Source organism: Streptomyces populi (assembly GCF_002911015.1).
Classification (GTDB): Bacteria; Actinomycetota; Actinomycetes; order Streptomycetales; family Streptomycetaceae; genus Streptomyces; species Streptomyces populi.
The window spans coordinates 1-14,211 of sequence record NZ_KZ626927.1 but is presented as its reverse complement, the minus strand read 5'-3'; the positions used below and the strand labels follow the sequence as shown (position 1 = coordinate 14,211).

Below are 14,211 nucleotides of genomic sequence, written 5' to 3'. Positions count from 1 at the left end.
TCACTCCCCGTAGGCGTCCACGTGCCGAGCGCCGATCAGTCCTCGTAGGCGTCCAGCGGCGGGCAGGAACAGACCAGGTTCCGGTCGCCGTACGCCTGGTCGATGCGGCGCACCGGCGGCCAGTACTTGTCGGCGGCCGAGACACCGGCCGGGAAGACGGCCTCCTCGCGGCTGTACGGGTGCTCCCAGTCGCCACCGAGCGCTGCGGCCGTGTGCGGCGCGCCGCGCAGCGGGTTGTCGTCCACGGTCCACTCGCCGGCGCCGACCTTCTCGATCTCCGCGCGGATCGCGATCATCGCGTCGCAGAAACGGTCGAGCTCGCCCAGGTCCTCGGACTCGGTGGGCTCGATCATCAGCGTGCCGGCCACCGGGAACGACATCGTCGGCGCGTGGAAGCCGTAGTCGATCAGGCGCTTGGCGATGTCGTCGACGCTCACGCCGGTCGCCTTGGTGAGCGGACGCAGGTCGATGATGCACTCGTGCGCGACCAGGCCGGCGGGGCCGGTGTACAGCACCGGGTAGTGCGGCTCCAGGCGCTTGGCGATGTAGTTGGCGGAGAGCACGGCCACCTGCGTGGCGCGCTTGAGGCCCTCGCCGCCCATCAGCCGGACGTACGACCAGGAGATGGGCAGGATGCCCGCGGAACCCCAGGGAGCGGCCGAGATGGGGCCGACACCGGTCTCGGGACCGGCCTCGGGCTGGAGCGGGTGGTTCGGCAGGTACGGCGCCAGGTGCGCGCGCACGCCGACCGGGCCGACGCCGGGGCCGCCGCCGCCGTGCGGGATGCAGAAGGTCTTGTGCAGGTTCAGGTGCGAGACGTCGCCGCCGAAGTGGCCCGGCTTGGCGAGGCCCACCAGGGCGTTGAGGTTGGCGCCGTCGACGTAGACCTGGCCGCCGGCCTCGTGCACCTGGGCGCAGATGTCGGCGACGTGCTCCTCGAAGACACCGTGCGTGGACGGGTACGTGATCATCAGCACCGACAGTTCGTCGCGGTACTGCTCGATCTTGGCGCGCAGGTCCTCGACGTCGATCTCTCCGTCGTCCGCGGTCTTCACGACGACGACCTTCATGCCGGCCATCACGGCGCTGGCGGCGTTGGTGCCGTGCGCGGAGGACGGGATGAGGCAGACGGTGCGCTGGTCGTCGCCGTTGGCACGGTGGTAGCCGCGGACGGCCAGCAGACCGGCCAGCTCACCCTGCGAACCGGCGTTGGGCTGGAGCGACACCTTGTCGTAGCCGGTGACCTCGGCGAGCTGGTCCTCCAGCTCGTGGATGAGCGTCAGATAGCCCCGCGCCTGGTCGGCGGGCGCGAAGGGGTGCAGCTGACCGAACTCGGGCCAGGTGACCGGCTCCATCTCGGTGGTCGCGTTGAGCTTCATGGTGCAGGAGCCCAGCGGGATCATGCCGCGGTCGAGCGCGTAGTCGCGGTCGGAGAGCTTGCGCAGGTAGCGCAGCATCGCCGTCTCGGAGCGGTGCTCGTGGAACACGGGGTGCGTCAGGTACGCGTCGGTGCGCAGCAGCGCGGCCGGCAGGGTGTCCTCGGTGTTCGCGTCCAGCGCCTCGATGTCGCCCTCGACACCGAACGCGGCCCACACGACGGCCAGCTGCTCGCGCGTGGTGGTCTCGTCGCACGAGATCGACACCTGGTCGGCGTCGACGGGGTGGAGGTTGACGCCGTTCTCGCGGGCGGCGGCGACGATTTCGGCGGCACGGCCCGGGACCCGCACGGTGAGCGTGTCGAAGTAGGCGCCGTGCACGAGCTCGACACCGCCCGCGGTGAGTCCGGCGGCCAGGAGCGTGGCGTAGCGGTGGGTACGCCGTGCGATGGTCCGCAGGCCCTCGGGGCCGTGGTAGACGGCGTACATGCCGGCCATGACGGCGAGGAGCACCTGGGCGGTGCAGATGTTGCTGGTCGCCTTCTCGCGGCGGATGTGCTGCTCGCGCGTCTGCAGGGCGAGGCGGTACGCCTTGTTCCCGTCGGCGTCCACGGAGACACCGACGAGACGGCCGGGGAGGCTGCGCGCGAAGTTCTCGCGGACCGCCATGTAACCGGCGTGCGGACCGCCGAAGCCCATCGGCACGCCGAAGCGCTGGGTCGTACCGACGGCGATGTCCGCGCCGAGCTCGCCGGGCGAGATCAGCAGGGTCAGGGCGAGCAGGTCGGCCGCGACGGTGACGACGGCGCCCAGCTCGTGCGCCTGCTCGACGAGCGGCTTGATGTCGCGTACGGCACCGGAGGCGCCCGGGTACTGGATCAGCACGCCGTTGATCTCGCGTCCGGCGAGGTCGGCCGGGATGCCGTCGGAGAGGTCGGCGACGACGATCTCGACGCCGGTCGGCTCGGCGCGTGTCTCTATGACGGCGACGGTCTGCGGCAGCGCGTCCGCGTCGACCAGGAAGAGGCCCTTCTTGTTCTTGCCCATGCGGCGGGACAGCGCCATGGCCTCGGCGGCGGCGGTGCCCTCGTCGAGGAGGGAGGCGCCGGAGGTGGGCAGCCCGGTCAGCTCGGCGACGACGGTCTGGAAGTTCAGCAGCGCCTCGAGGCGGCCCTGCGAGATCTCCGGCTGGTACGGCGTGTACGCGGTGTACCAGGCCGGGTTCTCCATGACGTTGCGCAGGATCACCGGGGGCGTGAACGTGCCGTAGTAACCGAGGCCGATCATCGAACCGAGCACCTGGTTGCGGTCCGCGAGGGAGCGGAGCTCGGCCAGGACCTCGGCCTCGGTGCGGGCGGCCGGCAGCTTCAGGGCCTCGACGTTCTTGATGACGTCCGGCACCGCGGCGGCCGTCAGCTCGTCGAGCGAGCCGTATCCGACCTGGGCGAGCATCTTGGCCCGCGCCTCGGGGTCGGGCCCGATGTGACGCTGCTCGAAGGGGATTCCCTGTTCGAGCTCGGAGAGCGGAATGCGGTGGACGGTCATGGCGGAGGCCTCCTGGTCTGACGCGACCTTCGAGGGGCACCCCGGCACGGGCACCCCGACGGCCTCCCCCTCTGTCATCTCGACCTGAGAGCTTCACCGGATGGTCCGCGAACGGTCCGGCTTTCACCGTCGGTGAGGGCGGAGGCCATCGACACCCGCCCTGCTTTCCAGAGTGACCTCGTCCGTGCGGTACGTGAGCCTGAGAGATTCCGGGGAGGATTTGCTCCTTCGGCGCCTCCGGTGAAATCCGGAGGACTCTCCCGCACGGGATCAGCAGCCATTGCCAGCCTACCAGCGGCGACTGGAGGACAGCTCGAGTGGCCGCCTTCACAGATGTGCCCTTTTGTAGTACTTACGGATGAGTTTGCGACCACTGGAGGGACCGTGCAGACCGACATCGATCCGCGCAACCTGATCGGCCGCAAGGCGTTCGACAGCAACGGCACCAAGATCGGCACGATCGACGAGGTCTACCTCGACGACGCCACCGGTGTCCCGGAATGGGCGGCCATACGCACCGGGCTGTTCAGCAGGGACGCCTTCGTGCCCCTGGAGCCCAGTGAGATCGTCGAGGGAACCCTGCGCATCCCCTTCGACCGGGCCCTGATCAAGGACGCCCCCGACTTCGGCGTCGGGCGCCACCTCTCCCCCGAACAGGAGCTCCAGCTCTACCACCACTACGGCCTCGACGTGGCGTCCCCTCCGCCGCCCGACCGGGACTTCGGCCGGCTCGCGGGCACGGAGGACGCCTGATCCCCGGCCCCCCGCGCCCCGGCCCCGGACACCACCGCCCCGGGGCCGACCGCCCCGGTTCCCGACTCCGGCGGTCCGGGGTCCCGCATCCCGGCCTCGGACGCCGACGGTCCGGGACCGGGCGGCGGCCCCTCCACGCCATCGGGTCTTCGCTCCACCAGGGGCAGCGGGTCAGCCGGTTCCAGCCGCGGATCGTCCGTCCGGAAGGTGCGCACCCGGCCGGGCCCGGACCAGGGCGTCTCGAACCGCACCGTGACCCGCCCCAGCCCGCTTCCCTGCACCCAGCCGTGCCCGTGCTCGGCATGCCGCACGTCGTGCCCGGAGGGCCACCGCCGCTCCGCGGGCGCCACCTCCTCGGCCACGGCCACCGGCTCGGCCGGCGCCTCCGCGGCTGGCTCCTCGGCCGCCGGCTCCCCCACGGCCGTGGCCTGCGCCTGCGCGAACAGGTCCTCCTGCGTGTAGTCGGCGAGCCCTGAGACGCCGACCCCCAGCAGACGGACACCACCGGTCGTGTCCACGCCCTCCAGCAGCCGGGCGGCGGCCTCCCGGACGACGCCGGGGTCGTCCGTGGGCCCCCGCAGCGTCTCGGACCGGGTCAGCGTCGAGAAGTCGTACCGGCGCACCTTGAGCACGATGGTCCGGCCCGACAGCCCGGCCCGGCGCAGCCGCTCCACACACCGGTCCGCGAGCCGCTGCACCTCCAGCCCCACCCGGATCCGGTCGTGGATGTCCACGTCGTACGTGTCCTCGACGGACACCGACTTGGCCTCCCGCTCGGCCACCACGGGCCGCTCGTCGCGGGCCAGCGCCATCGCGAAGAGCGCGTGCCCGTGAGCCTTCCCCAGCAGCCGTACGAGCTCGTCCTCGCCCGCCTCGGCGAGTTCCTCGACGGTGGTGATGCCCGCCCGCCGCAGATGGTCACCGGTGGCCGGCCCCACGCCCGGCAGCGTCCGCACCGTCATCGGTCCCAGCAGCGCCCGCTCGGTACCCGGCTCGATCAGGACGAGGCCGTCGGGCTTGGCCTGCTCCGAGGCGATCTTCGCCAGCATCTTGGAGGCGGCGAGCCCCACCGACCCCGTCAGTCCCGTGACGGCCCGGATCTCCGCGCGCAGCCTGGCACCCGCCAGCCGTGCCGACTCCTCGTCCCACGCCGCCCCGCCCGCCTCCAGGTCCACGAACGCCTCGTCCAGACTCAGCGGCTCCACCAACGGCGACAGGGACCGCAGCAGCCCCATCACCTGTTCGCTGACCTCTCGGTACAGTCCGAAGCGCGGCACGAGATAGGCGGCGTTCGGCGCGCGCCTACGGGCCTGGGCCATGGGCATGGCCGAGTGCACCCCGAAGACACGCGCCTCGTACGAGGCGGTGGCGACGACCCCACGGGGCCCGAGCCCGCCCACGACGACGGCCTTCCCGCGCAGACTCGGCTTGGACGCCTGCTCCGCCGAGGCGTAGAAGGCGTCCATGTCGAGATGCAGGATCGTGGGCGCGGTTCTCACGTCTCCGATGCTGCCCTACGCCACTGACAATGCCCCCGGCAGGCCCGGGGCGTCGCGTCGCCGGGCGCGGCGCGTCACACCGCGCGGTTGCGCCTGCGCGCCAGTTCGTCGGCGGGATGGTGCGCGAGAAGCGTCTCCCCGGTGTCCACGCGCTCTCCGTGCAACTGGGACAGGGCGCCCTCGACGTCCCGCCACACCACGCCCACGGCGATGCCGAAGACGCCCTGACCGCCCTGCAGCAGCGCGTGGACCTCGTCCGGCGACGTGCACTCGTAGACCGTCGCGCCGTCGCTCATGAGCGTCATGCGCTCCAGGTCCTGGAAGCCGCGCTCCCTCAGGTGCTGGACCGTGGTGCGGATGTTCTGCAGCGAGACCCCGGTGTCGAGGAACCGCTTGACGATCTTCAGGACCACCACGTCCCGGAAGCTGTACAGGCGCTGCGTCCCCGACCCGTAGGCGGGACGCACGCTGGGCTCGACCAGGCCGGTCCGCGCCCAGTAGTCCAGCTGCCGGTAGGTGATGCCCGCGGCGGCACACGCCGTGGGCCCCCGGTAGCCGACCTCCTCGGGAGCGGTCCCTTCCTCGTCGGGCACTGCCGCCGGCCTCAGTGGAACATGATCGGCCGCGCTGCCATGCTGGGGGCGCCCCCTGCTCGAGCCGAGCCGAGAGCTTGGGGGAGGGTACGGGCCGCTCTCTCCCGGACCGCGTCCGGGAGCACCCCCAGCCGTACCGTCGCCGCTGCTTCTCACGCCGACCTCCGTCCTTGACCTGCCTTCTCGACGGTAGGCAGTCACCAGGGGCTCGTCAACGATCGCCACACTCGGCACGCCGAGTGATAATCACCCTAAGAGTGGTTTCCCGTGCCCTACCGCGGGGAAAGGCTAGCCGAATGCTCTCGGCGCGGGCCGCGGCACACCACACTCACCACAGGCAAATGCCCCCGGAGAGATCGTCCGTCAGGCCGCCTCACTGGCTGTTGGTGCCGAAGTCCTCGGGCGAGATCTGGTCGAGGAACTCGCGGAACTTCTCCACCTCGTCCTCCTGCTCGTCCGGGATGGCGATGCCCGCGTCGTCGAGCACCCCGTCGCTGCCGTAGATCGGCGTCCCGGTGCGCAGCGCGAGCGCTATGGCGTCGGACGGTCTGGCACTCACCTCGACCCCGCTGGCGAAGACGAGCTCGGCGTAGAAGACACCCTCACGCAGGTCGGTGATGCGCACTTCGGTGAGTTCCTGGCCGACGGCTTCCAGCACGTCCTTGAACAGGTCGTGGGTCAGCGGTCGCGCCGGGGCCATGCCCTGCTGGGCGAAGGCGATCGCCGTCGCCTCCCCCGGTCCGATCCAGATGGGGAGGTAACGGTCGCCTCCCACTTCACGCAGAAGCACGATCGGTTGGTTGGAGGGCATTTCGACCCGGACACCTACGACATCGAGCTCGTTCACACAGCAACCCTAGGCCGTGCCCGGGACGTTTGGGTAGTCGGGCACAGAACGGGTGGACGATCCACGCCCGCGCCGGTGGCGCGGATCAGCGCAACCGCACACCCAGCGCGGTCTGCACGAGCGCCGCGTGCAGCTTCACCGTGAGACCCGCGAGCTCCTTCGTACGGGCCTCCGCGTGCGCCCGGGTCTGCGGGTTGCGGTGGCGCCGCAGGGGGGCCACCACCTGGTCCACCAGTCCCGCGTCGCGCTCCGCCGCGGCCTTCATCGCCCGCAGATGACGCGGCTCGATCCCGAAGCGCCCCAGCTCGACGACGAGCGCGGCGACGGTCACCGCCTCCGCGTCGTAGACCCCGTCGGGCAGGGGGCCGATCAGTCCGTACGACTCCCACTCCTGGAGCTGCTGCTCACCGATCTCCGCGGCGGCCAGCAGCTCCTCACGGCCCACCCGGGCCACCGTGGGCCCCTCGGGCTCGCCGTAGAGCTCCCCGAGGGGTTCTCCCTCACCCGCGTCGCGCTGGCGACCCACGGAGGGCAGGCGCACCTGCTCACCGCGCGCCAGGGCGTCCAGGTGCTCACGGATCACCTTCAGCGGGAGGTAGTGGTCGCGCTGCATCCGCAGGACGTGAGCGAGGCGCTCGACATCGTCCGCGCTGAACTTGCGGTATCCCGAAGGAGTCCGCTGCGGCTCGACCAGCCCCTCGGACTCCAGGAACCTGATCTTGGAGATGGTGACTTCGGGGAACTCGTCGCGCAGCAGGCTCAGCACCGCACCGATGCTCATCAGCCCACTGTCCGCGGCGGCGGTACCGCTGCCGGCACCGCCGCTCGGTGTTTGAAGCATGGACATTCCCTCGGTGTCCCCCCGGACGGAATTGGGGGAGGGTCAGATGCCCCGCTGGCTCGCGTAGAACACCAGCCGGTACTTGCCGATCTGCACCTCGTCACCGTTGGACAGAGGGACCTGGTCGATCCGCTCCCGGTTGACGTACGTGCCGTTCAGGCTGCCGACGTCGGCGACCGTGAACGAACCGTCCGCGACGCGACGGAACTCCACGTGCCGACGCGACACCGTCACGTCGTCGAGGAAGATGTCGCTCTGCGGATGACGCCCGGCCGTGGTCAGCTCACCGTCCAGCAGGAAGCGGCTGCCCGAATTGGGGCCACGGCGCACCACCAGGAGCGCCGAACCGACCGGCAGCGCGTCGACGGCCGCCTGTGCCTCCGGGGAGAGCATCGGCGACGGCGTCTGGCCCGTCACCTCGGCGTCGTAGGCCTCGATGCCGGAGATGGAGATCGTGGACGTCGTCTCCGACGGACGCTCCGGTCCGCCCCGCAGCGGCGCGCCGCAGTTGGAACAGAACCGGCTGTTCTCCGCGTTGCGGTTCCCGCACCTCGTACACACCTGGGCCGACATGGACGGATCCTCCTGCCGCGGCTGCCCACCAGGGGCATGGGACGCATACGGGTCGGAGGCGAACCCTCCACCCGTGCTCGAGGCTGACGGTTCCCCGAAACCTATGCGGCCGGGCTGGCCAGGGTCAACAGACGACGCGCCCTGACCACCGGGACCGGTGACCTGGTCCCGGAACAGCGGGCGGTCCCCACCCTGGGCCTCCGCGTCTCCCTGACGCGGTGCGCGGTGACGGGCAGTCGCGTTGTCGCCACTGTCCTCTCGCGTGCTCTTGCCGAACAACTTCGCAAACAACTTCACGGGCGATTCCCCTTGACCGAAACAGACCCGCCCGTGGGGCAGGACGAACCCTGATTGAACACACCGGTCGACCCGGACATCCTCACAACGTCCGTATCCACCAGACAGTTTCCACCACGCACCACCCATTCGGTGCGCCGACCCCCCGCAACCTCCTGCCCTCGCCCGACGGCCCTCATCCGACCGCCGTTCACCGGGAGGACGACCGAGCGTAGTCAGGCCGCTCCGCCGGTCGCAAGGCATCGACGACGATCTTCGTCGACCGGTCCACCGTGACGGTGGCCTGCTCCTTCTCCAGTGTCTGCACCACGCCTCCCGGAATGTTCAGCGCCGGCTCCAGGTCCTGCGGCTTGCCGATGACCTTGAAACGATAAGGCTGGGTGATCTTGTTCCCGTCGACCTTCACTCCGCTTCCGGAATCGGCCAGATAGGTACCGGCGACCACGCGCACGCCGTTCACCTGGATCGCCTCGGCACCGGCGGCGCGCAGCTCCTGGACGGCGTCGAGCAGCATGTCCGCTTTGACCGTCCCCTTCGCGTCGTCGATCGTCAAAGTGATGCCAGGTCCCTGAGCGGCCACGGTGCCCGCCAGGATGCCGAGTTGCTTCTCCTTCTCGACCGTCTGCTTGCGGGCCTCCTCGGCCTGGTCCGAGCTGTTCTCCAGCTCGGTGCGCTGATCCTCGAGACCCTGCTTCTCGTCCTCAAGACGCTGAGTACGGCTGTCGAGTTCATCGAGGATGCGCACGAGATCTTCCTGACGCGCGCCACGCAGCGCGCTGTCGCCGTCACTGTTGGACGCCACCTGGACGGCCAGGCCGAAACCGAGGCCGAACAGCAGCACGGCGACGATGAGTTGGGCGCGCGACACCCGCGGCGGCCACAGCCCGTCGACCAGCCTCTGGCGGCCGGACAGCGACGGCACGCCACTCTCCTCGGCCGACTGCGGCTCGGGCTCCTCCACGGCCGCGGGGACCTCTTCCGGCAGCTCTTTGCGCAGCGGGTTCTCGGGGGTCCCGTCCTCGTTCTCGTTCTCGTTGCTCATCGGCCTCACGCCCGGAACACGTGCCGACGGATGGCCGCGGCGTTGGAGAAGATCCGGATGCCGAGGACGACCACGACACCCGTGGACAGCTGGGCACCCACACCCAACTTGTCACCCAGGAAAACGATCAGCGCGGCGACGACCACGTTCGACAGGAACGAGACCACGAAGACCTTGTCGTCGAAGATGCCGTCGAGCATCGCGCGCAGACCCCCGAACACGGCGTCGAGCGCCGCCACTACGGCGATCGGAAGGTAAGGCTCGACGACCGCCGGGACCTCGGGACGGACCAACAGTCCAGCCACGACTCCCACGACGAGGCCCAGTACGGCGATCACGGTGTGCCCTTCTCTGTTCTCGGCTCTGCTGTACGTACGATCACACTCGGTGCGGCGGACAACCGGACGTCCCCCTCGGCGGAGATGCTGGTCCTGATGCCGTAGTTCTCCTGCAGGGCATGCAGGTACAGCCCGTCGGCGCTGTTCTGGAACCTGGTGCTGAGCCGCTGGCCGTCCCCCACCGCGAGCACCGTGTACGGCGGCACCAGCGGCTTGTTGTCGACCAGTATCGCGTCACCCGCGGCCCTGATGGCCGACAGGGCGGTCAGCCGCTGTCCATTGACGGAGACGGCCTCGGCACCGGACTCCCACAGGCCGTTGACCACGCGCTGCATGTCACGGTCCCGCACCCGTCCGGTGTCGGAGAAACCCGAGGTCTCCCGCGGATTGCTGCCGTCACCGCCCTCGCTGGCCTCCTTGGCGTCGTCGACGACGAGCCTCACACCCGGTCCGTGCACATCGGTGGCACCGGACAGGATGCTCACGAGATCGGCCTGGTCTCCGCCGTCCTTCTTCAGCGCCGCGCGCTGGCGGGCGCTCACGTCGGCACGCAGGGTGTCGACGCCGCTCTCCAGCTTGTCCGCGGCCGCCGTCTCGCGCTCGATGCGGTCGATGAGCTCCTGGCGCTCCTTGGCGACGACGGGAGCCGCCAGCCGGGCGTTCGCCGCCCCCACGGTGACCACGAGCGCGGCGAGCACCAGACCCGCGGCAAGACCCAGTTTGGCCCGGAGCGTCTTCGGCAGGCCGCCGACGCCGTCCGCCTCCTTGCGGGCCGCCGCCTCGGCGTACCCCTCGTCGAGGCTGTGGTCCATGACGTTGGTGAGCAGCGACATGGAGGCGTCCGGGCGCGAGGGGCGTGGAGCGCTGCTCCGAACGGGGGGCTGCTGCGGCATGCCGCACATCGTCGCACGTCGCGGGTGCTACCTCCGAATGGCCCCACCGACGTGCCGGACAGGCCCCCTTGGGGGCACTTGTCCGACACGTACGAGTGAAGATCGTTTCAGCGGCCCGCGCTGTCCACGACGGCCGACCACTCGTCGAGCAGGGCCTCCGCGGAAGCGTCGTCGGGGCCCTCCGCCCACAGATGCGTGACAGCCTCGGCGGGGTCGGGCAGCACCATCACCCAGCGTCCGTCCGCCTCCACGACCCGGACACCGTCGGTCGTGTCCACGAAGCGGTCTCCCGCCTCCTCCACGACCCTGCGCATCACCAGTCCCTTCACGGCCCACGGAGTCGCGAGGTCCCGCTTGAGGACGTGTGCCCGGGGAATCCGCGCGTCGATCTGGCTGAGCGTGAGCTGTGTCCGCGCCACGAGACCGATGAGCCGTACGAACGCGGCCGCGCCGTCGAAGACCCCGCTGAACTCGGGGATGATGAAGCCGCCGCGCGCGTCGCCGCCGAAGATCGTCGACTCCTCGCGGCCGACCCGGGTCAGGTCGTCCGGCGACGTGGTCGTCCACTCCACCTGCGTGCCGTGGTACGCCGCCACCTGTTCGGCGATCCGTGTGGTCGTGACCGGAAGCGCCACCCGCCCGCTGCGCCGCTCCGCGGCCACCAGGTCGAGCATCACGAGCAGGGCCCTGTCGTCCTCGACGATCCGTCCCTTCTCGTCGACGAGCGAGAGCCGCTCGCCCACCGGGTCGAAGCGCACTCCGAACGCGGCCCGCGCCGACGCGACGATCTCACCCAGCCGCACCAGTCCGGCCCGGCGCGTCTCCGCCGTCTCGGTCGGCCTGGACTCGTCGAGACCGGGGTTGATGGTCAGGGAGTCCACACCGAGCTTGCCCAGCAGGCTGGGCAGCACCAGTCCGGCACTGCCGTTGGAGGCGTCGACGACCACCTTCAGCCCGGAATCCGCGATCCCGGTGGTGTCGACATTGCGCAGCAGCGATCCCGTGTACGAGTCGAAGACGCTCGCGGGGAAGTGCAGGTCCCCGATCTCGCCGGGGAAGGCACGCCGGTACTCCTGTCGCGCGAACACCCGGTCCAGCTTCCGCTGGCCGCCCTGCGACAGGTCGGCGCCCTGCCCGTCGAAGAACATGATGTCGACGGAGTCGGGCACCCCGGGTGTCGTCCGGATCATGATTCCGCCCGCACTGCCCCGGGCCGTCTGCTGCCGGGCCACGGGCAGCGGTACGTTCTCCAGGTCGCGTACGTCGATGGCGCTGGCCTGCAACGCCGAGATCACCGCCCGCTTCAGCGCGCGAGCGCCTCGGGAGTGGTCACGGGCCGTGGTGACGGTGGATCCCTTCTTGAGGGTCGTCGCGTAGGCACCGGCCAGGCGCACGGCCAGCTCCGGGGTGATCTCGACGTTCAGGATCCCGGAGACGCCACGAGCGCCGAAGAGGTGGGCCTGGCCGCGCGACTCCCAGATCACCGAGGTGTTGACGAAGGCGCCGGCCTCGATGGTCTTGAACGGATAGACGCGGACATTGCCTTGAATGATCGATTCTTCACCGACGAGGCACTCGTCGCCGATCACGGCACCGTCCTCGATCCGGGCGGCCCGCATGATGTCCGTGTTCTTTCCGACCACACAGCCGCGCAGATTGCTGTGCTGCCCGACGTACACGTTGTCGTGCACGACGGCGCGGTGCAGGAAGGCGCCGCTCTTGACGACGACGTTGGAGCCGACGACGGTGTGTTCGCGGATCTCGGCGTTCGCCTCGACCTTGGCGTAGTCACCGATGTAGAGCGGCCCGCGCAGCACGGCGTCGGGGTGCACCTCCGCACCCTCGGCCACCCATACGCCCGGGGAGATCTCGAACCCGTCGAGCTCGACGTCGACCTTGCCCTCCAGGACGTCGGCCTGGGCCTTCACATAGCTCTCGTGAGTACCGACGTCCTCCCAGTAGCCCTCGGCGATATAGCCGTAAACGGGCTTGCCTTCCTTCATCAGCTGGGGGAAGACGTCGCCGGACCAGTCGACGGAGACATCGGCCTCGACGTAGTCGAAGACCTCGGGCTCCATGACGTAGATGCCCGTGTTCACGGTGTCCGAGAAGACCTGGCCCCAGGTCGGCTTCTCCAGGAAGCGTTCGACCTTGCCTTCCTCGTCCACGATGGTGATGCCGAATTCCAGCGGATTGGGAACACGCGTCAGGCAGACGGTGACGAGGGCGCCCTTTTCCTTGTGGAAGTTGACGAGTTCGGTGAGATCGAAGTCGGTAAGGGCATCACCGGAGATGACGAGGAAGGCATCGTCCTTCAACGCCTCCTCGGCGTTCTTGACGCTGCCGGCAGTACCGAGTGGCTTCTCCTCATTGGCATAGGTGAGCTCCATGCCGAGCTCTTCGCCGTCACCGAAATAGTTCTTGACCAATGAGGCCAGGAACTGGACCGTGACGACGGTTTCGTTGAGCCCATGCCTTTTGAGCAGCCTGAGCACGTGCTCCATGATCGGGCGGTTCGCCACGGGCAAGAGCGGCTTGGGCATGCTCGAGGTCATCGGGCGAAGGCGCGTGCCTTCGCCTCCGGCCATCACGACGGCCTTCATGTCGGAAGCGTCCTCCTTGAAGAGACGACGGTACAGCCGACTTCACCCGTCCTGATTGTCCCGCAGTTTTCGAGCGGGGGCCATCGGGGCGTTACACCGCCCAATCGGGCCGAGCTCAATCGGCCATGGCATCCGCCCGGATCAACCGGCGGACCTGCACCACGTAGAGGACTCCTGCCCACCAATAGAGGGTTGTACCCCATCCGGCGAACGCCCATCCGAAAATGGCGCCGAGTGTCGCGATCCAACCGCTCGCGTCACTGAGCAGCAACAACGGGAAGGCGTACATCAGGTTGAAGGTGGCCGCCTTCCCGAGGAAGTTCACCTGCGGGGGCGGATAGCCGTGGCGCCGGAGGATCCACACCATCACCAGCAGAACCAGCTCGCGCGCGAGAAGCGCGGCCGTGAGCCAGATCGGAAGGATCTCGCGCCAGGTGAGCCCGACGAGCGTCGACAGGATGTAGAGCCGGTCGGCCGCGGGATCCAGCAGCCGGCCGAGGCTGCTGATCTGGTTCCAGCGCCGGGCGAGCTTGCCGTCCAGATAGTCGCTGACACCGCTCAGCATGAGGACGAGCAGCGCCCAACCGTCGCTGTTGGGACCACCGAACTCCGGCCTGAGGATCAACCACAGGAAGAGGGGTACGCCGGCGAGGCGCGCCATGCTGAGGATGTTCGGGATGGTGAGGACCCGGTCCGTCTGAACGCGGGTCTCCTGGACCTCCACCCGGGGGCCTCCTGTGGGAAACGAGCCAACGATGCCCCCTGACCTTACCCGCAGCCTGGGCGCCGCAGGGCAGAGGGGGAGGCAAGAGCGAGGACGTCGTCGAAAAACTCTGCCGGAAAACAAAAAAGCTCCGGCTCTCGAGAGAGTTCTCTCGAGAGCCGGAGCTCTAAAATTTGTTCGGCGGTGTCCTACTCTCCCACAGGGTCCCCCCTGCAGTACCATCGGCGCTGTGAGGCTTAGCTTCCGGGTTCGGAATGTAACCGGGCGTTTCCCTCACGCTATGACCA

Annotated in this window: 12 protein-coding genes, 1 rRNA gene and 1 riboswitch; of the genes, 1 reads left to right on the top strand and 12 read right to left on the bottom strand. The window is 69.4% G+C overall.

Translation table 11 applies throughout. The features are described from left to right. Positions 1 to 35: 35 nt before the first annotated feature. A complete protein-coding gene (gene gcvP / locus CW362_RS31915) occupies positions 36 to 2,921 on the bottom strand; it encodes an aminomethyl-transferring glycine dehydrogenase (protein WP_103553080.1) in 2,886 nt (961 codons plus the stop codon). A gap of 177 nt (positions 2,922 to 3,098) precedes the next feature. Then, positions 3,099 to 3,194, bottom strand: a riboswitch (glycine riboswitch). A 111-nt stretch (positions 3,195 to 3,305) separates the two neighbouring features. Here gcvP and CW362_RS31910 point away from each other — a divergent pair. Further along, positions 3,306 to 3,674, top strand: coding sequence for a PRC-barrel domain-containing protein (locus CW362_RS31910; RefSeq protein WP_206301111.1), 369 nt, complete (start codon positions 3,306 to 3,308; stop codon positions 3,672 to 3,674). Here CW362_RS31910 and CW362_RS31905 read toward each other — a convergent pair. The 11 genes from CW362_RS31905 to rrf all read right to left on the bottom strand — a co-directional run. Further along, complete coding sequence (locus tag CW362_RS31905) at positions 3,599 to 5,173, bottom strand: DNA polymerase IV (RefSeq protein WP_103553078.1); 1,575 nt, start codon at positions 5,171 to 5,173, stop codon at positions 3,599 to 3,601. The genes CW362_RS31910 and CW362_RS31905 overlap by 76 nt on opposite strands. Positions 5,174 to 5,247: 74 nt before the next feature. Further along, positions 5,248 to 5,922 carry a MerR family transcriptional regulator gene (locus tag CW362_RS31900; RefSeq protein ID WP_103553077.1) on the bottom strand — a complete coding sequence of 225 codons (675 nt, stop codon included), beginning with the start codon at positions 5,920 to 5,922 and terminating at the stop codon, positions 5,248 to 5,250. 217 nt (positions 5,923 to 6,139) lie between these two features. Further along, complete coding sequence (locus tag CW362_RS31895) at positions 6,140 to 6,613, bottom strand: bifunctional nuclease family protein (protein ID WP_006123076.1); 474 nt, start codon at positions 6,611 to 6,613, stop codon at positions 6,140 to 6,142. Between the two features lie 85 nt (positions 6,614 to 6,698). Further along, the gene (ftsR, locus tag CW362_RS31890; RefSeq protein WP_103553076.1) at positions 6,699 to 7,454 is read right to left on the bottom strand and encodes a transcriptional regulator FtsR; all 756 of its coding nucleotides are present in this window, start codon (positions 7,452 to 7,454) and stop codon (positions 6,699 to 6,701) included. Between the two features lie 42 nt (positions 7,455 to 7,496). Continuing rightward, the gene (locus CW362_RS31885; RefSeq protein ID WP_103553075.1) at positions 7,497 to 8,453 is read right to left on the bottom strand and encodes an FHA domain-containing protein; all 957 of its coding nucleotides are present in this window, start codon (positions 8,451 to 8,453) and stop codon (positions 7,497 to 7,499) included. Between the two features lie 61 nt (positions 8,454 to 8,514). Beyond that, the gene (locus tag CW362_RS31880; RefSeq protein WP_103553074.1) at positions 8,515 to 9,366 is read right to left on the bottom strand and encodes a DUF881 domain-containing protein; all 852 of its coding nucleotides are present in this window, start codon (positions 9,364 to 9,366) and stop codon (positions 8,515 to 8,517) included. A gap of 5 nt (positions 9,367 to 9,371) precedes the next feature. Next, on the bottom strand, positions 9,372 to 9,704 hold the full coding sequence (locus CW362_RS31875; protein ID WP_003988855.1) for a small basic family protein: 333 nt from the start codon (positions 9,702 to 9,704) through the stop codon (positions 9,372 to 9,374). Beyond that, positions 9,701 to 10,606, bottom strand: coding sequence for a DUF881 domain-containing protein (locus CW362_RS31870; protein ID WP_103553073.1), 906 nt, complete (start codon positions 10,604 to 10,606; stop codon positions 9,701 to 9,703). The genes CW362_RS31875 and CW362_RS31870 overlap by 4 nt, the downstream gene beginning before the upstream one ends. 98 nt (positions 10,607 to 10,704) lie before the next feature. Next, entirely contained in the window at positions 10,705 to 13,200 is a 2,496-nt protein-coding gene (locus tag CW362_RS31865) for a mannose-1-phosphate guanyltransferase (protein WP_103553072.1), read from the bottom strand. Between the two features lie 115 nt (positions 13,201 to 13,315). Further along, positions 13,316 to 13,924 (bottom strand): cardiolipin synthase ClsA, encoded by a 609-nt coding sequence (clsA, locus tag CW362_RS31860; RefSeq protein ID WP_103553071.1) that lies wholly within the window; start codon positions 13,922 to 13,924, stop codon positions 13,316 to 13,318. Positions 13,925 to 14,099: 175 nt separating this feature from the next. Then, positions 14,100 to 14,211 (bottom strand): 5S ribosomal RNA (rrf, locus tag CW362_RS31855); the annotation flags it as partial.